Here is an 18640-nt window from a genome sequence, read left to right on the forward strand (position 1 = left end):
TTCTCCCACATATTAATTCTTACCACCAAATGGTAGTCTGGCATACACCGTAAATCCCTCATCAGTATAAAAGTACGCATCGCCACCTATTGACCTGGCTCTATTGCTAATGTTGTTAAGACCTATTCCCTCGTAATCATCTGTCTGTAGCTTTCTCTTAGTCTCTTCAGTGACTGTACCATTGTCAGTTATCGACAATGTACAAAAGCTATAATTCTGCTGCATAATTATCGATACTGTATCACCATTTGAATGCTTTAAAATATTGGTCACTGCCTCTTTTAAAATACCAATCAAAGACAATTTTATATTCGTAGGAATTGCTTCGTCTAAATCTAAATCCGTATTTACGGTAAAGTTTTTCAACTCTCCTATTATTTCCTCAAAATTCTTTTTTAAGTCAATTGAATCATCATGCAAATCATGAACTGAAGAGCGCATTTTTGCCATGGATTCATCCAGGGTGTCTGCCAGCATCTTCAGCTGTGGCTCTAGGGTTTCGTCCTTGTTGACTGTAGTGATTGCTCCCAGTAATAGGATTGCTCGTGAAAGTAGGTGTCCTACATTATCATGTATTTCTCTAGCAATTCTATTTCTCTCTGCAAGTGTAGCCAGATGTACCTGCTGGTCCTGTTCCATCATAAGTCGGCGGTTTTTGTTTTCCAAAACATTTTCAAGTTCTCTGCTATCATCCTTGGTCTTGTTTAACATTTCCTGATAATGAGTCATTCTGCTATATAAAACCAGGGCAACTCCTGTTAACCCTGCAAGAATCACAACTGCCCACATCATAAGATACTTGCTAGGGCTAGCGCTTTCACTCCATTTTGCCAAGGCTATTTCCGTATACAAAAATGGGATTGCAGTCAGACAAATATATATATATTTATTCTTGAACAAAAGACTAACTTCCATAAATAAAAAAATGCAAATAGACACTACAACCGAAGTGGTTGTAATGCCTTTTGCATTGGTAATTAAAGTTAATCCGATAGCTGCCAATAAGCGAACTATTACATCAAATAGCATACTGTTCCTTTTTCTTTGAGATAATCATTCCTGCTGCAAAAAATGCAAATGCAAATAAAATTTCAATCAACAAATACATTCCAAATTGCTTACAGAGGATTTTGCTTGTAGCTGTATTATTTATAAATTTAATTGCTGCCACGTACCAATATAATGGAAGAAAATGAGCAGCCTTTATAATCGATTCTGACAAGAACTGTATATCAACAAACACGCCACAGAGGAAACTCATTGAAATAATAAACATGTTTGAAAGCATATTAATGAGGTTCTCACTTGAGGTGATTGTGCTAAATAAGTAAGCCACTCCAAGTCCTACAAACATCAGCACGTAAGCATTAATTGCATAATAAATCAGCTTGTCATTAGCATATTCTCCACTTGCCAAATGAATCACAAGAATAACAACTGTGGTAAGTACAAATCCAAATAAGGCAACTGCGCCGATTATAGCAAAATTTCTCTTTTTAAAAGTCATTCCGCTGACAGAAATTCTATTGCTTACATCCTTGTCCTTTGTAAAGCTGATAAGCGCTGTGCTGACACAGATGCAGAGAATCATCATCATGCTATATCCGTTAAATGTAAACATTCCGGTGTAGAATGAACGGTGGTTTTCATCGGATTTGTCATTGACAATAGCCTTTGTATCATTAAGCTTAACCATCTGCTGATGAGTCAGTTCTATAGCTTCATTTTCAGTATACCCATTCTCCATATAAATCACAATGTCATTCAAATAGTCGTTTATTTTCTGGGTCAAAAGGTACTCTGATGCCGATGTACCAGGAGCAATATATTCTAATTCGTTTTTACCATCTCCTGCTTTTAGAGATTCCCCAAAGCCCTCTGGAATTATGATTGCATACTGATATATTCCAAATCTCACATTGTCATTAATAGTCTGTGTATCCTCAGTCTGAGGGTCAACCACCTTTTGAGTGTCTTTTAAATATGACACCACCGCCTTACTGATGTTTGAATTGTCATAGTCTGTCACTGCAACCTTCATTGTCACCTCTTCAAACATGGTATCCGTTGTAGTCACATTAGCTCTGGCAGTTATATTTCCGAAAAATGCAAAGATGGAGAAATATACGATTATATTTATTATGTTGGATCTGATAGATTTGATTATTGCCTTAAAGACTGACATATTTTCTCCTCCTTAAAAACATTGCACTTATGATTAAACACGCTGCAATAATAATTAGCATTGTAAAAATATCTCTGTAATAAACTTCTGTCTTTCCGTATGTAGCTCTCACATACAGACAATCTGTCAAAAGTGCCGCTGGGTTAATTCTGTTGATGATTGGACAGTGATACTCTATTAACTGTCTAATCTGGTGCCACATAAGACCGCTTAAAAATGAACATGTCATTGAAAAGCAAAGTGGAATTGCTACTAGCAAATTTGGATTCTTACAAAGAGAACCTATAAGTACTCCAAATGAAATACCAAGTGCACTGCCAAGTGTTGTAATTGCAAGTATATTTAAAAGTGGAATACCAAACTCTATTCCTAAAACACCTTCTACATAGAACACTACAATTGCATTTGATATAGCCTGTAGAACAACACCTGCTAAAATTCCTGCCACAATAGATGGAAGCTTATACACTGGTGCGCATTCAAATCTTTTTCCATTCTCGGAAAGATTTGCACACATGCCCTCTAACATTCTGGTACTTATCCACGAACTAAAGAGTGATGACATGGCTATCAGTGCAAAATAATATTGCAGGTATGGAGAAGTATTTGTTCCAAAATCGTATTCCTTTAAAACAGACTTGTTAATCTCCATCATTGAAATGGCTTTCATCATGTTTTCAGGATGATCCTTTGCTATGTTTTCTATTACAACCTTGCCATTTTCATACTCTCTTACAATCTGATTTAATGTGGTAGACACCAAACCATTTGCAGGTACGATGGTCTTTACTTCACCACTTTCTTCTATATAAATACCTTCTACTTCATCCCCATCAAGTGCTGATTTTGCATCCTCTACGTCACTGAATTTATGGACTTCAAGGACTTGAATGCCATCATTTTTCTTAGATAGGCTTGTTAGCACCTGTGAAAAAGGACTATTCTCTTCATCCGTATTTACGTATCCCACCTCAATAGTTTTAAATGTATCCGGGTCGTCCTTTATCATATTTCCAAATCCAAGAAAAAATGCAGTTGAAAGCACAAGTGGAAAAACCAGATTCCAGCCAAGTAATGTGCGATTTCTGGAAATCTCTTTTATTTTATAGAAAAACATTCTTATGAACATTTGTCTCTAAGCTCCTTTCCTGTGATTTCAAGGAATACGTCGTTAAGTGTTGGTAACTCTGTGGATACACGGCCAAATGGTACGTTGTTGTCTGTGAGATAGCTTAAAATATGTACCAGATTATGCTCACCACCATTGCAATTAATGATAATGTCATCTCCCTCTTCCTTTGTCTTATATACATGGTTGATTTCTTTAATTCCCTCAATAATTTTCTCTGATTTTCCAGGCAAGCTAATTCTGATTGTCTCTCTATTCATAAGCGTTGCCTTAAGCTCAGCAGAAGTTCCATTTGCAACATTTTTGCCGTGGTCCATAATGACAACTCGTGTACAAAGCTCCTCAACTTCTTCCATATAATGTGAGGTGTAAATGATTGTAGCTCCCTGCTTGTTCATCTTTTTGATTCCCTCAAGAATTGCATTTCTACTTTGTGGATCAACGGCTACTGTAGGCTCGTCGAAAATAATAAGCTTTGGCTTGTGAGCGATTCCGCAGGCTATATTTAATCTTCTAAGTAAACCTCCGGAAAGCTTCCTTGGTTTGTACTTTTTGTATTCTGTAAGTCCTGTAAATTCAAGTGCTTCCTCAACATACTGCTTTCTTAATGTCTTGTCGGTAATGTATAGGCCACAGAAGAAATCAACATTTTCATATACATTCAATGTATCTATGACTGCTACGTTCTGAAGTACAACACCGATTTTTGATTTGATATCATATTTATCAGGTGCCATCTTCTCACCAAAAATTGTTATCTCCCCTTTGTCAAAAGTTAAAAGTGAAAGAAGGCAATTGATTGTTGTAGTTTTTCCGGAACCGTTTGGTCCAAGGAGTCCAAGGATTTCTCCCTCCTCAACCTCTAGAGAGAAGTGGTCAACTGCCAGCTTATCTCCATATCTTTTTACTAGGTTTTCTATTTTTACTATCTTCTCACTCATAATCTTCTCCTCTCGATTATTTGATTCATTTAAAACTCCTAGAGTTTGTTTGCTTTATTTTATGATTGAATGATACAAAAAAATAACAGCCCTCTGTAGTGAAGGCTGTCATCATGTGAAATGACAAATGTCATTTATTATTTTTCATTTTTTCATATACTATATAGTCTTTGTGGTCCATGTACTACAATCCCACACATCAGTAGCCAGTCCCTCATAAAATTCTGGCTCATGACATACCATAAGAATGCTGCCATTATATTCCTTAAGCGCACGCTTCAGCTCGTCCTTGGCATCCACATCAAGATGGTTGGTAGGCTCATCAAGTAAAAGTAGATTGGTCTCACGATTTAAAAGCTTACAAAGTCTAACCTTTGCCTGCTCGCCACCTGAAAGAACTCTACACAAGCTCTCTATATGTTTTGTTGTAAGTCCGCACTTTGCCAGTGCTGCTCTTACTTCATTTTGATTGTACGAGGGAAACTCGTTCCATATTTCCTCGATACAAGTTGTTGAAATATGCTGATCCATCTCCTGCTCAAAGTATCCAATTTCAAGGAATTCTCCCTGATAAACTGTGCCTGAAAGTGGTGGAATCAAGCCTAAAATACTCTTTAAAAGTGTTGTCTTTCCGATACCATTGGCACCAGTGAGCACTATCTTTTGCTTGCGCTGCATCTCTAAATTAAGAGGCTTTGAAAGTGGCTCATTTTTATCGTAGCCTATAATCAAGTCCTTTGTGGAGAATATTACACGGCTTGGGGTGCGGGCCTCCTTAAAGTAAAATTCTGGCTTTGGCTTTTCTGCTGCAAGCTCAATCATGTCCATCTTGTCTAGCTTTTTCTGGCGTGACATTGCCATATTTCTAGTGGCAACATTTGCCTTGTTTCTAGCCACAAAATCCTTTAACTCAGCTATTTCCTTCTGCTGTCTATTGTACGCTGCCTGGAGCTGACTCTGCTTCATAGCATAGACTTCCTGGAACTTATCATAGTCGCCAACATAGCGATTAAGCTGCTTGTTATCCATGTGATAAATCAAGTTGATAACCGAATTTAAAAATGGCACATCATGGGAAATAAGGATAAATGCATTCTCATAGTCATTGAGATAGCGCTTTAACCATTCAATATGCTCCACATCCAAATAGTTGGTGGGCTCGTCAAGAAGTAAAATGTCTGGCTTCTCTAAAAGCAGCTTTGCCATAAGTACCTTGGTTCGCTGTCCACCTGAAAGCTCTGTTACATCCTTATCGAGTCCCAACTCAAGAACTCCAAGGGCTCTAGCAACCTCCTCGACTTTTGCATCTATCATATAGAAATCATGCATGGTAAGCAGGTCTGCAATAGTACCAGCCTCCTCCATGAGCTTGTTCATTTCCTCGTCATCTGTAACATCTCCAAGGCTAGCATAGATGTCATTCATCTCCTGCTCCATCTCATAGAGAAAATCAAATGCGCTGTGAAGAACACTACCTATAGTCATTCCCTTTTCAAGAACAGTATGCTGATCCAAGTACCCAACTCGCACCTTTTTTGACCACTCTATCTTACCTTCATCTGGCTGAAGCTTGCCTGTGATTATATTCATAAATGTGGACTTACCCTCACCATTGGCTCCAACAAGTCCAATATGCTCACCCTTTAAAAGTCTAAATGAAACATCTTCAAATATGGCTCTATCTCCAAAACCATGGGATAAATGCTCTACGTTTAAAATACTCATATTACCTCACAATGAAGAACTCCCATTGAAAATTTGCCTTCGACAAATGGGAGTTCTGTATATCAAGGAATCTTCCCTAAAGGGCCCTCCTTGATACATTATTCAAAATAAATATCTGTTGAACCAAGACCGTTATCAACATTTGCATAAACGATTGGCTGGTTCTCATCCTTGGAGCCTTCTCCGTGGATGTTGATTTTTCCAAGTCCGTTTTCTGTCTTAAATACTACTCTAAATTCCTTTGGGAAATAGATATTAAGTTGGCCTAAGCCATTGTCGATATCAAGCTTTGCTCCCTCTGGTGCAATTGTTGTGCCATTCATGTAAACCGTAAGCTGACCAAGGGCATTATCAATATTACCCTGTCGGAGATTCTTGATATTAACATACTGGGTCTTTGTGCCCATATTATTATCTAAGTCAAATCTGTCTGTATCCTCAGTATACTCTGAGCCCCCAGCATCACAGAATTTGTCATGTGCATTCTCGTAGATTTTAGTATATTTCTTCTTGCCAAATATAAGTGTAAGTCCTACTCCAATAAGCACAAATGCAAGAATGATTATTGCATAATTTACACTGCCAAGACCTAATTCATTTTGGAATAAGCATGCGCCAATACCAAGTGGGAAACATACTCCAAGCCAGCTTCTTTCAAAAAGTGACTCTATAAGTACTATAGCTAGGATAATGCACATTCCAATTTTTACCATTGGAAATGTCTGAAATGCTGTTGTCTTGCTAAGAAGTAAACATACTGCAAATGCGATAATCGCAAGTCCTCTAACTACTGCTTTAATTCTATAATCTTTCATCTTTTCAACCTCTTTTCATCCATGATTTCTATCAATGCTTTAATATAGTTTCTCGATGCATAAGCCTTCTTAATGGAGCTCCTAAAGGATATCTCGCTTGCTCCAGTAATGTTCTTTTTAATAGAAGCAATTAGTTCCGTATTTACGATAGTCGATTTGGATACTCGTAAAAAATCCCTCGGTAACAACTCCTCAAGCTCATATAATTTTTGTCTAACCCTGTAGATTGACTTTGCTGTGTGGACAGATATGTAATTACCATCAGCCTCCAAAAATAATATTGTTTTGACATCCACATAGTACTCTGTGTCATCAATATAGGCTGATATCTTTTGCCCGCCTGTCTGCTTTTGGGATAACAGTCGCTGCAGCTCTAATATCTCATCTGTTATCTCTCTGCAATGGATGGTTATCATGTCCTGCTGTAAAGAATCATCTACGTCAATATTTATCTTCATAACTATTGGCGCCTCCTATGATTATAATTTTACATATCTTTTTTCCTCGTACAACAATTTGGGATAAGAGGTAAATTTTATCTCCTGAGAGGTAAATAAAAGATGCTTGAAATACTTTCAAACAGACTCTCTACTTTTATTTTATGTGGAAACTATTTTGTCAAATCACTCCAGGTCTCTTCCTTAAATCCTGGCATTACCCCCTTATCAGTTATCAAAAGTGGTCTCTTAACAAGCATTCCATCTGATGCAAGAAGCTTGTACATCTCAGCCTCACTCATATCCGGAAGCTTCTTTGAAAGTTCCATTTCTCTATAGAGCATTCCGCTAGTGTTGAAGAATTTCTTAAGTGGAAGTCCGCTTTTCTTGTGAAGCTCCTTAAGAGTCTTCTCATCTGGATGATTCTCTTTTATATCGATAACCTCATGCTTGATCTTATTGTCCTCAAGCCACTTGATAGCCTTTTTGCATGTTGAGCATTTTGAATAGCAATATACTTTAATCATAGTATCTCCTCTCTTGTTAAGCTTTTCCGTTAAATATTATTATCATTTTCTCATATTTGTGGCCAGAAAAAAAGCTTCTGAGAATGTATCCCAGAAGCTTTTTCTATGCTCTTAGTATTTTAAATGATTGAATTATATTCTGATGTTTTATATCTGTGGCATTAAACTTAACTGTATAGAATGCAAACTGCATAATAGGTCCAGCGCCAAATGCACATATAAATGTACCTATTCCAACAGGTCCTCCTAAAAGCCATCCAATAAATGTGGCTGTTGCAAGAAGCCCTATGCTAACTAGGCCAATTGGTATCCCTTTAGTCCTTCTAGTAAGTCCTATAAGCAAAGTATCTCTCGGTCCACAGCCCAATGATGTATTCATGTAAAAATACTGGGTGTAAGCCATGATAATAAGCCCTAGTATCATCACTGGAATAGCAGTTTTAAATGAATCACACTTTTCCACGGCACCTATTCTATTGAAGAAATCCACTGATTTTCCTACCACAATGGCATCGATAATCATGGCGATTCCAATTGCTTCCTTCATGAGGATATCGATTCCTAAAATAGTAAATGACACTAAAATAGAAGCGGTTCCATACAGTATGCCAAAAGTATTGGATAATCCCAGATTAAGCACATCCCAAGGGCTTGCGCCGATATTGGCCTGAATTGTAAGATAGACTCCAAAACCATTTACAAACAGGCTCACCGCTGCAACCACCATATTAATAATGATTGCCTTGGTGGTGAGATTATCTCTATATTTTTTTAACATCAGGTTGTACCTCTAATAACAAAATTAATTCGCATTCATTATCCCAGATACTGAAATAAAATCAAGCATTAATTTTACTTTTAGAAGCCTAAAGAATCGTTAACAAGAATCACATGCATTCTGTCATTATGTCTAGAATATCTAGTAATTAAAAACTGGCAGCAAATAGTATCAGGTGATTTACAATTCATGCATGAACCAGTCTGTGCGCATGGAGTTGTAAGTCCAAATCTCTGAGCGTTGATTGGTGCTGCTACATTTCTCGCACGCTTCATTGCACCATCAATATCATCACACACCTTATTCATACCTACGATAAAGATAACGTGCTTTGGTCCATGGGCAATAAAAGAAACTCTATTTGAATTGCCATCTATATTTACCATTACGCCATCTTCTGTGATAGCATTGGCGCTGGATAAGAAATAGTCTGCATCATAACCCTTTAAAGTTGCAGCTCTTTTTTCTTCAGGTGTCTCGGCATTTTCTCTTTCGATGAAATTATAATTGCCATTTTTTAATGCATCTACAAGACCAATCTCCCTTGCAGACATAGCCCCACCCATTGTTACTGATGAAGTCTCTGGAATTAAATCAAGGGCTATCTTAAGTGCCTCTTCCTTAGTAGCAGCATAGTAGCCTGTCATATTTCTTGATTCAAGCCCCTTGATAACCTTCTGTGCCAGCAGTTGGTTACGCTTTGTGATATTTTCGTTCATAACGACTCCTTCCTTCTCTTTTAATTAACCCTTTTTATTAACTCTGCTTTCTCATCCTATTCAGATAAGATGATGCTGCAGTAGTTTATGATTTTTCAAGTGCTACTTTCTCCGATCTTGTCTCTTTTTCTTCAGCCTCTTCAACTGGCGCTAATTCTTTGACAAAAACTGATTGCTTATTTAAATATTTAAAAATAGTAAGCCTTTCCTTCGCTCGAGTCATTCCCACATAGAAGATTCTTCTTTCTTCCTCAAAATCCTTTTTATCTTGAGCTGATGCTCTTGAATTTTTCCTAATGACTTTGCTTGGAAATACTCCATTTATAACATCCATAAGAATTACACTGTCATACTCCAATCCCTTGCTAGAATGGATTGTTGAAAGTATCAGCTTTTCTCTTTTTTCATTCTTCTTTTCAGAGAGAATCTGGCGGAGTTCATAAAGGCGATTTATAAATGATGGAATAGTCGGCTCCTGCTTTGCAAGCATTTTTAGAATAAATAACTTATTCTTATCTAGATTATTTGCAGTCATGTATTCGCCATATCCCATATATTTTTCTATTCTGATGATAGCCTTGTATGGGTCCTCATTTACCATGTTCTTAAAATGAGTGTCAAGAGATCTGCAATTACCTAATACCCGCCCATTAATATTTATAAGCTCTGCCGCCTCTAATATGGATGAGCGATTTCTCTCGGCCAGCCTGCACATTTCTATTGCGTTTTGCTTGCTGAGATAGGACTGGAATTTAAAATATATCTTCATAAATAATTCTTCATCCATTGGTACAAATGAAAACTGAAGGATGTTTAATATATCCAGCACCACTTTATTTGTAAAAAAAGCCATATCTACATTTTTAATGTTATAAGGCAATGCTTTTCGCTCCAACAAATCCACAAGCGGCAAAATGCTCTCGTTGTCTCTATATAATATGGCTGTCTGATTTTGAATATTCTCTGCCACCTTAATTAGATAAGCATACTGCTTTTCCCGACTAATCTCCAGGAAATTAATCTCAGATGTGCCCTCTCTTGTAGCACATATATGTTTTTGATACCTGTCTTTGTTATGTTGTATAAAAATATCAGCGGCCTCTATTATTTTCGCATTGGAACGATAGTTTTTGTCCATGTATAAAACTTTTGCTCCAATATGCTCTTTCTCAAAATTTAAAAGAGCGTCCGGGTAAGCCGCTCTAAATCCATAGATACTCTGATCCTCATCTCCTACCATGAAAATATTGCCAGCATCTCCCGCCAGCAAATTAATTATCATATGCTGGATTTTAGAGGTGTCCTGAGCCTCATCAACGCAGATATATGGATACTGTTTTTGATAGTAATCAAGTATAAATTTAGAGCCTTTTAAAATCCTATATGCATAGACCATCTGGTCATCATAATCCATCAGACTTCTAGATTTAAGCTCATTATTATATATTTCGTATATTTGAAGTAAATCAAGGTCCTCATCTTTCCCAAGCTTCTTGATTTCCTCTTTATCTAAACACATATTTTTGCAATATGTAATCAGTGTTCTTACTGTTTTAATATCACTTTCTGTCGGATATTCTCCCACTACGTTTAAATAAATATTTCCGAGAAGCGCGCCTATTTCTTTTTCATCTGTGCATAATTCAAATGAAGGCTTGTCAATCAATCGACCATAATGAGCGATTATCTTGGCACAACTTCCGTTGATAGTTCTGAACTCTAGTCTATCTGATACTTCCTCGCCAAATATATTTTTAAATCGAGCAGCCATGTCTTTTGTTGCTGCCACGGTGTATGTAAGTGTGAGAATATTTTCTGGCGCAATGCCCTTGCAATAGAGCATATATCCTAAGCGATTAACTAACACTGTAGTCTTACCACTTCCTGGAACTGCCAAAAGAAGCACAGGCCCCTCAACAGTCTTCACAGCCTCAATCTGCTGCTCATTGAGCCTAGCTCCGTATGTTTCAAAAAATTCCTGCTGCGTCATATATAACTACGATAATATCTCCTAATCTCTTTGTTACCTATATTATTTCTTTGGCACATCCTGCAACTGGAATCTATATTTCTGCTCCACATCAGGGTACTTCTCATGATCCACCTCTGATAAAAACATCTCCAGCGGTCTCACCCATAGTGAACCATCATCATATAGCTTTCTATAAATTACCATATCTTCCTGTGTCTCTGAATGCTTGCACACATCCTCAACCAAATAATAATTTCCTTTAAAATGCTTATAAATTCTGTGTAATTGTAATTCTTGCATTTGTATCCTCCTTTTTTGCTCTCATCTTATATAATACGGTTTTCTATAGAGGTATTCTAGTAAAAAACTCGGAATCATTCTCATGATGTATATAAATATAAAGTAAGAGCCTTATCAAATCTAGTGGGATTTGATAAGGCTATATTTTTTAGCTCCGCTCTGTGTTTCCCTTAATTGCCCCCATTCTTGTAAAGATCAGTGGACCAAAGAAGAAAGGACAGAAATAGCGTATTCCATTTTTCACAAATGCCTCTATCCATCTGACTGATACTTGTGAAGATATCATATCGGCAAATATATCACCTAATAGATAAACTGTAATTCCTATAATCGCTCGTATTAATTTATCTTTCATACTTAAGTTTTCTGTGCTGAATGCGATATATTTTTCTTCTAGAATCCAAGCAGATAAAATTCCTATAATCAATCCTGCTTTATTTGCGTATGATTTAATAGCGCGAACAGGCTTATATATAATTTTGCCTGCCTCATTATAATCAATAGGATAATTCTTAAGTACCATAAAAGCAGTAACTACCACAATAACTGCAACCACTACAAAATAGAAAATCATACGATTTTTTAATGAATCTCCCAGTTTCTTTTGAATAATGCTGGTCAGATATATTACTGCTATGGCTTCTAATATAGCTACTATTACATCCTGTGGTGTATGTACGCCTAGATAGTTTCTCGAAAATGCAACTAATAGTACCAATAATATAAAAATCGCACATACCGCTTTCTTTTTACGATAAACATAAGCAATAGCGCCATAAGATGAAGCACTGCTTTGTGTATGACTACTTGGGAATGAATATCCCCCAGCTCCTTTTATAGCTTCTTTTGTTGGTTTTATCAGCTCTGAGCGCATCCACGGTCTATATATACAAAATATATTTTTAATAATAACATTTAGAACAGAGCCGATAGAAAAGGAAATCAATACAAACTCACCCTTCTTCTTATCTATACAGAAGAATATTATCATCGGAATCAATATAAGCAGAACTCCCCCTGCTGTATCAGTTATAAATTGTATTAGCTCATTGAACCATTCAGGAGCGTTTAATCTGATATTCTGTAAAAAAAGTAAATACTTAATATCCATTTATAACTCACCTTTCTACAACTCTCTAAATTCCATATTACTCTTTATTTCTTATAATAGTAATAGAAATCCATTACAATCAGAGGTGCTAATGTACAAGCAACTAGGGCGCCTCCCATAATAACAAATAAATCATTTACTATTATTTTGCCTAGTATAATTGCCAATAAACCTAATGTACTTATTGCTCGAACTATTATATATTTCTTTTCATACTTCCATTCTTCATTTTTATTTCTTTGATAAAGACAAAAAATCCCATAAATAATCAGCATCATCCATACTGAACCGCCAAAAAACTTGAAGGCCAATACCAATGATAAAATTAACGCAAAAACTCCCCATACCTTATTACTCATACGTTATCCTTCCATAAAATATTATTTGTATTTTATTAAATCTATTATTTGCAAAATTTATTACATTGTCTTATGCAATTTCCAAAAATCTATGGTCTCCTGTAAATCAGCTTCATCTACAAATAACTTCATCTTCTTTCCAATAGCTATTGCCATATCAACGTACATATTTGCCCTTGCAGTAATAACATATTCTCCTACAACTAAAGGCTCATTAACAGAATGAGTTGATTCTATTCCTTTCAAAATTCCTGCATTATCCAGTTCATCTACACCATTACAGATACCAGCAACCAAATGTTTATTATCTACAACAGAGCGAATAAATGAATACACCTCTTCATTTGCAATAGATGAAATATCGCCACCAGGAATCAAAAGTAATTCCACTTCATCAGGATCTATTTCTTTTAATGCACACGTCGCATTCATTGAAAACTGTTCTTGTGCCTTAACAGGAGCGCCATCAATTGTAGCAAAAACTATTTCATGGCCTGTACACTGTAGAAAATAATTAGTAATCACGATTTCATAAATACAGCATGTCTCATAGAGTAATACTACAGTTTTCAAATTAATCACCTCTGTTGTATATTTTTTATATGAGGTATTCTAGCAAATAGAATATTTATAAGCAACAATATTCGACAACATGTATAATATTTCCGAATATATTTTATATAAAAAAAGCCCTCCGAGGAAATCCTCGAAGGGCATAATTTTTATAATTTGGGTTGGGCTGTTCAATTAATATACTTAATTGATTTTTTCATTTTATCTCCTAACTATCCACGAACTCAGATTGCTTCGCAATCTTCGTGTTCGCGTCTGTCGCCGCAAACACTCATGAAATAAAAAATGCTCAGCTTCAAGCAAGCTTGTGCTGAGCATTTTAATTATTTCATTATGAGTTCGTGTCTCGTTACTCGCGACTATTCAATGATTGTAGCAACACGACCAGAACCTACTGTTCTACCACCCTCACGGATAGCGAATGTAAGACCCTGCTCCATAGCGATTGGGTGGATGAGCTCGATTGTCATCTCTACGTTATCGCCAGGCATGCACATCTCTGTACCTGCTGGAAGCTCGCAAACACCTGTAACGTCTGTTGTTCTGAAGTAGAACTGTGGACGATAGTTGTTGAAGAATGGAGTATGACGACCACCTTCATCCTTTGTAAGAACGTAAACCTGAGCTGTAAACTTTGTGTGGCATGTTACAGTACCTGGCTTAGCAAGTACCTGTCCACGCTGGATCTGATCACGGTTAACACCACGAAGAAGTGCACCGATGTTATCACCAGCCTGAGCCTCATCAAGAAGCTTACGGAACATCTCGATACCAGTTACAACAGTCTTCATTGTGTCTTCCTTGATACCGATGATCTCAAGCTCGTCGTTAAGGTGAAGAACACCACGCTCTACTCTACCTGTAGCAACAGTACCACGACCTGTGATTGTGAATACGTCCTCTACTGGCATAAGGAATGGCTTATCTGTCTCACGCTGTGGATCTGGGATGTACTCATCAACTGTGTTCATGAGTTCCATGATCTTGTCGCCCCACTCGCCGTTTGGATCCTCAAGAGCCTTAAGAGCTGAACCCTTAACGATTGGACAATCGTTGAAGTCATACTCCTCAAGCTGCTCTGTAACTTCCATCTCTACGAGCTCGATAAGCTCCTCATCATCAACCATATCACACTTGTTAAGGAATACTACGATGTAAGGTACACCTACCTGACGTGAAAGAAGGATGTGCTCCTTTGTCTGAGCCATAACACCGTCAGTTGCAGCAACTACAAGGATAGCGCCGTCCATCTGAGCAGCACCTGTGATCATGTTCTTTACATAATCAGCATGGCCTGGGCAGTCAACGTGTGCATAGTGTCTCTTCTCTGTCTGGTACTCAACGTGAGCTGTAGAGATTGTGATACCTCTTTCTCTCTCCTCTGGAGCCTTATCGATGTTCTCGAAGTCTACCTTTGCGTTACCAGATACTCTCTCTGCAAGTACCTTTGTGATAGCTGCTGTAAGAGTTGTTTTACCGTGGTCTACGTGTCCGATAGTACCGATGTTACAATGTGGTTTGGTTCTGTCAAAATGCTCTTTTGCCATTTTTAAAAATCCTCCTTAATATAATGCCCTAACCGGGCTGTTTAGTTCTAAACTCTCGGTATTTCCGATTATAATAGAAATACCGAGTTTTTTCAACTATTTAGAATTACTTTGAATGATTAGAGATAATCTGTTCCTGAACGTTCTTTGGTACTGGCTCATACTTCTCGAAGAACATTGAGTAGTTACCACGACCCTGTGTTGATGAACGAAGCTCTGTTGAGTATCCGAACATCTCTGCAAGTGGAACAAGTGCTCTAACAATCTTGCCGCCGCCAAGATCATCCATAGACTGGATCTGACCTCTCTTAGCGTTGAGAGATCCGATTACATCACCCATGTATTCCTCAGGCATAGTAACTTCAACCTTCATGATAGGCTCAAGAAGTACTGGAGCTGCCTTAGCCATAGCTTCCTTGAAGCACATTGAACCAGCAATGTGGAATGCCATTTCTGATGAATCGACTTCATGGTAAGAACCATCGTAAACGTCTGCTTCTACACCAAGAACAGGGAATCCGCAAAGGATACCAGCCTTAGCTGCTTCCTCGATACCCTCACCAACAGATGGGATGTATTCCTTAGGAATAGCACCACCAACTACTGAAGACTTAAATCTGAATGTCTCTTCAGCGTTAGCATCCATTGGAGTAAATCTAACCTTACAGTGACCGTACTGACCACGACCACCTGACTGCTTAGCATACTTGTATTCCTGATCAACAGGCTTTGTAAATGTCTCCTTGTAAGCAACCTGAGGTGCACCAACGTTTGCCTCAACCTTGAACTCTCTAAGAAGACGATCAACGATGATCTCAAGGTGAAGCTCACCCATACCAGCGATGATTGTCTGACCTGTTTCCTGATCAGTGTGCTGACGGAATGTAGGATCCTCTTCAGCAAGCTTTGCAAGAGCCTCGCCCATCTTCTGCTGACCAGCCTTAGTCTTAGGCTCGATAGCAAGCTCGATAACTGGCTCTGGGAATTCCATAGACTCGAGGATTACTGGGTGCTGCTCGTCGCAGATTGTATCACCAGTTGTAGTAACCTTAAGACCTACTACAGCTGCGATATCACCAGAGTAAACCTTGTCTAACTCTGTACGCTTGTTAGCGTGCATCTGAAGAATACGACCTACACGCTCCTTCTTATCCTTTGTAGCGTTAAGGCAGTATGAACCTGAGTTCAATGTACCTGAGTATACACGGATAAATGCGAGCTTACCAACGAATGGGTCAGCCATAATCTTAAATGCTAAAGCTGCGAATGGCTCTTCGTCTGAAGAGTGCTTCTCAACTGGGTTGCCATCCATATCTACACCCTGGATAGCTGGTACGTCTGTAGGAGCTGGCATGAACTCAAGGATTGCGTCAAGAAGCTTCTGAACGCCCTTGTTTCTGTAAGCTGAACCACAGCATACTGGGATAGCACGACACTCGCAAGTACCCTTACGAAGTGCTGCCTTAAGAGCATCGATAGAAGGCTCCTCACCCTCAAGATACTCCATCATAAGATCATCATCTAACTCACAGATCTTCTCAACGAGCTCTGTGTGATAAAGCTCAGCATCCTCTGCCATATCAGCTGGGATGTCTGTGATAGAAATATCATCACCCTTATCATCGTTATAGATGTATGCTTTCATCTCGAAAAGATCGATGATTCCCTGGAAATCATCTTCCTTACCGATTGGAAGCTGAAGAACGATAGCGTTCTTCTTAAGTCTATCACGGATCTGATCAACAGCTCCGTAGAAGTTTGCACCAAGGATATCCATCTTATTGATGAAAGCCATTCTTGGTACGTTATATGTGTCAGCCTGTCTCCAAACATTCTCTGACTGTGGCTCAACGCCACCCTTTGCACAGAAGACACCAACGGCGCCATCAAGTACACGAAGGGAACGCTCAACCTCAACAGTAAAGTCTACGTGGCCTGGTGTATCAATGATATTGATACGGTGCTCTAAAGCACCCTTCTTAGGCTTGCAGTTTTCCTGCTCAGTCCAGTGACATGTTGTAGCAGCTGAAGTGATTGTGATACCTCTCTCTGCTTCCTGCTCCATCCAGTCCATGGTTGCAGTACCTTCGTGTGTATCACCAATCTTGTAGTTAACACCTGTGTAATAAAGAATACGCTCTGTAAGTGTAGTCTTTCCGGCATCGATATGAGCCATAATACCAATATTTCTGGTACGCTCAAGTGGATATTCTCTTCCTGCCACTGTTAGCCCCTCCTATTAGAATCTGTAATGAGCAAATGCCTTATTAGCCTCTGCCATTCTATGCATTTCTTCTTTTCTCTTAACAGCTGAACCTGTGTTACCAGCTGCATCCATGATCTCGTTTGCAAGACGCTCTTCCATTGTCTTCTCAGTACGTGTACGTGAGAACATTGTGAGCCATCTAAGGCCAAGGGCCTGACGACGATCTGGTCTTACTTCGATAGGTACCTGATATGTAGCACCACCGATACGTCTAGCCTTTACCTCAAGTACAGGCATAACGTTGTTCATAGCTTCCTCGAAAACCTCAAGTGCTGGCTTTCCAGTCTTTTCTGCGACTTTGTCAAATGCACCATATACAATCTTCTGAGCTACACCCTTCTTACCATCAAGCATGATGTTGTTGATAAGCTTTGTAACTACCTTGCTATTGTATATAGGATCTGCCAAAACGTCTCTTTTTTGAGTATGTCCTTTTCTTGGCACGATACTTCCCTCCTTAACTAAAATTTGTTAGATCAACGGTACTCACATGTAATACTGTGTGTTCGTGCAGTATTTATCTTAAGTAAAATAAAATACAACACTAACCAAAGTTTATGTGATATACAATAAATTAATACCTAAGCTATCTTATTTTGCGTCCTTAGGTCTCTTAGCGCCGTACTTTGAACGTCCCTGCTTGCGGTTAGCAACGCCGGCTGTATCAAGTGTACCTCTGATTACGTGATAACGTGTACCTGGTAAATCCTTAACACGACCACCACGAATCAAAACAACGCTATGCTCCTGAAGATTGTGACCTTCGCCTGGAATGTATGAAGTTACTTCGATTCCGTTTGAAAGACGAACTCTGGCAATCTTACGAAGAGCTGAGTTAGGCTTCTTAGGTGTAGCTGTCTTAACAGCTGTACATACACCACGCTTCTGTGGAGAAGAAGTGTTTGTAGGCTTCTTCTTAAGAGAATTGTAACCTCTCTGAAGTGCTGGTGCTGTAGACTTCTTTACAGATGTCTGACGACCTTTTCTAACTAGCTGGTTGAATGTTGGCATTCTTTTTTACCTCCTAATTTATTCTTTTGCATGGAAATGGGCGCAATTACCCTATTAGCGCATGCTAGAACATTATATTTCCAATAAATCATTATGTCAAGCGTTAAAATGTGAAAAAAACGTTACTATTCACAGTTATAAATATTTAAAGATTAATTCTCGTCATGCTTGCATGTAAGAGAATGATCTTTAAATATTTATAAACTGGAATCAGTGACTCCACCCACATGAATAATGTTAAGTGC

Annotated in this window: 19 protein-coding genes; all 19 read right to left on the reverse strand. The window is 38.2% G+C overall.

The features are described 5' to 3' along the window. Window positions 1–12: 12 nt before the first annotated feature. Complete coding sequence (locus tag BLP50_RS13000; RefSeq protein WP_090155476.1) at window positions 13–1029, reverse strand: sensor histidine kinase; 1017 nt, start codon at window positions 1027–1029, stop codon at window positions 13–15. Further along, window positions 1019–2185, reverse strand: a complete 1167-nt coding sequence (locus tag BLP50_RS13005; protein ID WP_090155478.1) for an ABC transporter permease — start codon at window positions 2183–2185, stop codon at window positions 1019–1021. Before BLP50_RS13005 ends, BLP50_RS13000 begins: the two co-directional genes overlap by 11 nt. Further along, a complete protein-coding gene (locus tag BLP50_RS13010; RefSeq protein WP_090155479.1) occupies window positions 2172–3314 on the reverse strand; it encodes an ABC transporter permease in 1143 nt (380 codons plus the stop codon). The genes BLP50_RS13005 and BLP50_RS13010 overlap by 14 nt, the downstream gene beginning before the upstream one ends. Beyond that, entirely contained in the window at window positions 3305–4255 is a 951-nt protein-coding gene (locus BLP50_RS13015) for an ABC transporter ATP-binding protein (protein ID WP_090155482.1), read from the reverse strand. Before BLP50_RS13015 ends, BLP50_RS13010 begins: the two co-directional genes overlap by 10 nt. A 159-nt stretch (window positions 4256–4414) precedes the next feature. Further along, a complete protein-coding gene (locus tag BLP50_RS13020; protein WP_090155484.1) occupies window positions 4415–5980 on the reverse strand; it encodes an ABC-F family ATP-binding cassette domain-containing protein in 1566 nt (521 codons plus the stop codon). Between the two features lie 98 nt (window positions 5981–6078). Beyond that, window positions 6079–6795, reverse strand: a complete 717-nt coding sequence (locus BLP50_RS13025) for a LiaF transmembrane domain-containing protein (RefSeq protein ID WP_090155486.1) — start codon at window positions 6793–6795, stop codon at window positions 6079–6081. Beyond that, on the reverse strand, window positions 6792–7253 hold the full coding sequence (locus BLP50_RS13030; protein WP_090155488.1) for a LytTR family DNA-binding domain-containing protein: 462 nt from the start codon (window positions 7251–7253) through the stop codon (window positions 6792–6794). The genes BLP50_RS13025 and BLP50_RS13030 overlap by 4 nt, the downstream gene beginning before the upstream one ends. Before the next feature lie 152 nt (window positions 7254–7405). Beyond that, window positions 7406–7759: an arsenate reductase family protein gene (locus BLP50_RS13035; protein ID WP_090155490.1), complete on the reverse strand. Its 354-nt coding sequence runs from the start codon at window positions 7757–7759 to the stop codon at window positions 7406–7408. A 103-nt stretch (window positions 7760–7862) separates the two neighbouring features. Further along, on the reverse strand, window positions 7863–8537 hold the full coding sequence (locus tag BLP50_RS13040; protein ID WP_242869280.1) for a YczE/YyaS/YitT family protein: 675 nt from the start codon (window positions 8535–8537) through the stop codon (window positions 7863–7865). A gap of 80 nt (window positions 8538–8617) precedes the next feature. Then, window positions 8618–9256: a lactate utilization protein gene (locus tag BLP50_RS13045; protein ID WP_090155493.1), complete on the reverse strand. Its 639-nt coding sequence runs from the start codon at window positions 9254–9256 to the stop codon at window positions 8618–8620. A gap of 85 nt (window positions 9257–9341) precedes the next feature. Continuing rightward, window positions 9342–11246: an ATP-dependent helicase gene (locus BLP50_RS13050; RefSeq protein WP_090155496.1), complete on the reverse strand. Its 1905-nt coding sequence runs from the start codon at window positions 11244–11246 to the stop codon at window positions 9342–9344. A gap of 42 nt (window positions 11247–11288) precedes the next feature. Beyond that, window positions 11289–11528, reverse strand: a complete 240-nt coding sequence (locus BLP50_RS13055) for a DUF1653 domain-containing protein (RefSeq protein ID WP_090155498.1) — start codon at window positions 11526–11528, stop codon at window positions 11289–11291. 148 nt (window positions 11529–11676) lie between these two features. After that, window positions 11677–12639, reverse strand: a complete 963-nt coding sequence (locus tag BLP50_RS13060; RefSeq protein WP_090155500.1) for a phosphatase PAP2 family protein — start codon at window positions 12637–12639, stop codon at window positions 11677–11679. 44 nt (window positions 12640–12683) lie between these two features. After that, complete coding sequence (locus BLP50_RS13065; protein ID WP_090155502.1) at window positions 12684–12998, reverse strand: hypothetical protein; 315 nt, start codon at window positions 12996–12998, stop codon at window positions 12684–12686. A 60-nt stretch (window positions 12999–13058) separates the two neighbouring features. Next, complete coding sequence (locus BLP50_RS13070; protein WP_090155504.1) at window positions 13059–13571, reverse strand: DJ-1/PfpI family protein; 513 nt, start codon at window positions 13569–13571, stop codon at window positions 13059–13061. Window positions 13572–13930: 359 nt separating this feature from the next. After that, window positions 13931–15118: an elongation factor Tu gene (gene tuf, locus BLP50_RS13075; protein WP_090155506.1), complete on the reverse strand. Its 1188-nt coding sequence runs from the start codon at window positions 15116–15118 to the stop codon at window positions 13931–13933. A 106-nt stretch (window positions 15119–15224) separates the two neighbouring features. Further along, complete coding sequence (gene fusA / locus BLP50_RS13080; RefSeq protein WP_090155508.1) at window positions 15225–17342, reverse strand: elongation factor G; 2118 nt, start codon at window positions 17340–17342, stop codon at window positions 15225–15227. A 15-nt stretch (window positions 17343–17357) separates the two neighbouring features. Continuing rightward, window positions 17358–17828, reverse strand: coding sequence for a 30S ribosomal protein S7 (rpsG, locus tag BLP50_RS13085; RefSeq protein ID WP_028242927.1), 471 nt, complete (start codon window positions 17826–17828; stop codon window positions 17358–17360). A gap of 147 nt (window positions 17829–17975) precedes the next feature. Continuing rightward, complete coding sequence (gene rpsL, locus BLP50_RS13090) at window positions 17976–18395, reverse strand: 30S ribosomal protein S12 (protein ID WP_028234583.1); 420 nt, start codon at window positions 18393–18395, stop codon at window positions 17976–17978. Window positions 18396–18640 lie beyond the last annotated feature (245 nt).

The sequence above is a fragment of the Pseudobutyrivibrio sp. AR14 genome, from assembly GCF_900101325.1.
Classification (GTDB): Bacteria; Bacillota; Clostridia; order Lachnospirales; family Lachnospiraceae; genus Pseudobutyrivibrio.

Excerpts from the sequence above, each read along its gene's own strand:
- BLP50_RS13030 (WP_090155488.1), bottom strand. The coding sequence starts at position 7,253 with ATGAAGATAAATATTGACGTAGATGATTCTTTACAGCAGGACATGATA.
- BLP50_RS13065 (WP_090155502.1), bottom strand. The coding sequence starts at position 12,998 with ATGAGTAATAAGGTATGGGGAGTTTTTGCGTTAATTTTATCATTGGTA.
- BLP50_RS13050 (WP_090155496.1), bottom strand. The coding sequence starts at position 11,246 with ATGACGCAGCAGGAATTTTTTGAAACATACGGAGCTAGGCTCAATGAG.
- BLP50_RS13060 (WP_090155500.1), bottom strand. The coding sequence starts at position 12,639 with ATGGATATTAAGTATTTACTTTTTTTACAGAATATCAGATTAAACGCT.
- BLP50_RS13045 (WP_090155493.1), bottom strand. The coding sequence starts at position 9,256 with ATGAACGAAAATATCACAAAGCGTAACCAACTGCTGGCACAGAAGGTT.
- BLP50_RS13015 (WP_090155482.1), bottom strand. The coding sequence starts at position 4,255 with ATGAGTGAGAAGATAGTAAAAATAGAAAACCTAGTAAAAAGATATGGA.
- BLP50_RS13035 (WP_090155490.1), bottom strand. The coding sequence starts at position 7,759 with ATGATTAAAGTATATTGCTATTCAAAATGCTCAACATGCAAAAAGGCT.
- BLP50_RS13055 (WP_090155498.1), bottom strand. The coding sequence starts at position 11,528 with ATGCAAGAATTACAATTACACAGAATTTATAAGCATTTTAAAGGAAAT.
- BLP50_RS13005 (WP_090155478.1), bottom strand. The coding sequence starts at position 2,185 with ATGTCAGTCTTTAAGGCAATAATCAAATCTATCAGATCCAACATAATA.
- tuf (WP_090155506.1), bottom strand. The coding sequence starts at position 15,118 with ATGGCAAAAGAGCATTTTGACAGAACCAAACCACATTGTAACATCGGT.
- BLP50_RS13010 (WP_090155479.1), bottom strand. The coding sequence starts at position 3,314 with ATGTTCATAAGAATGTTTTTCTATAAAATAAAAGAGATTTCCAGAAAT.
- BLP50_RS13020 (WP_090155484.1), bottom strand. The coding sequence starts at position 5,980 with ATGAGTATTTTAAACGTAGAGCATTTATCCCATGGTTTTGGAGATAGA.
- BLP50_RS13025 (WP_090155486.1), bottom strand. The coding sequence starts at position 6,795 with ATGAAAGATTATAGAATTAAAGCAGTAGTTAGAGGACTTGCGATTATC.
- BLP50_RS13040 (WP_242869280.1), bottom strand. The coding sequence starts at position 8,537 with ATGTTAAAAAAATATAGAGATAATCTCACCACCAAGGCAATCATTATT.
- rpsL (WP_028234583.1), bottom strand. The coding sequence starts at position 18,395 with ATGCCAACATTCAACCAGCTAGTTAGAAAAGGTCGTCAGACATCTGTA.
- BLP50_RS13000 (WP_090155476.1), bottom strand. The coding sequence starts at position 1,029 with ATGCTATTTGATGTAATAGTTCGCTTATTGGCAGCTATCGGATTAACT.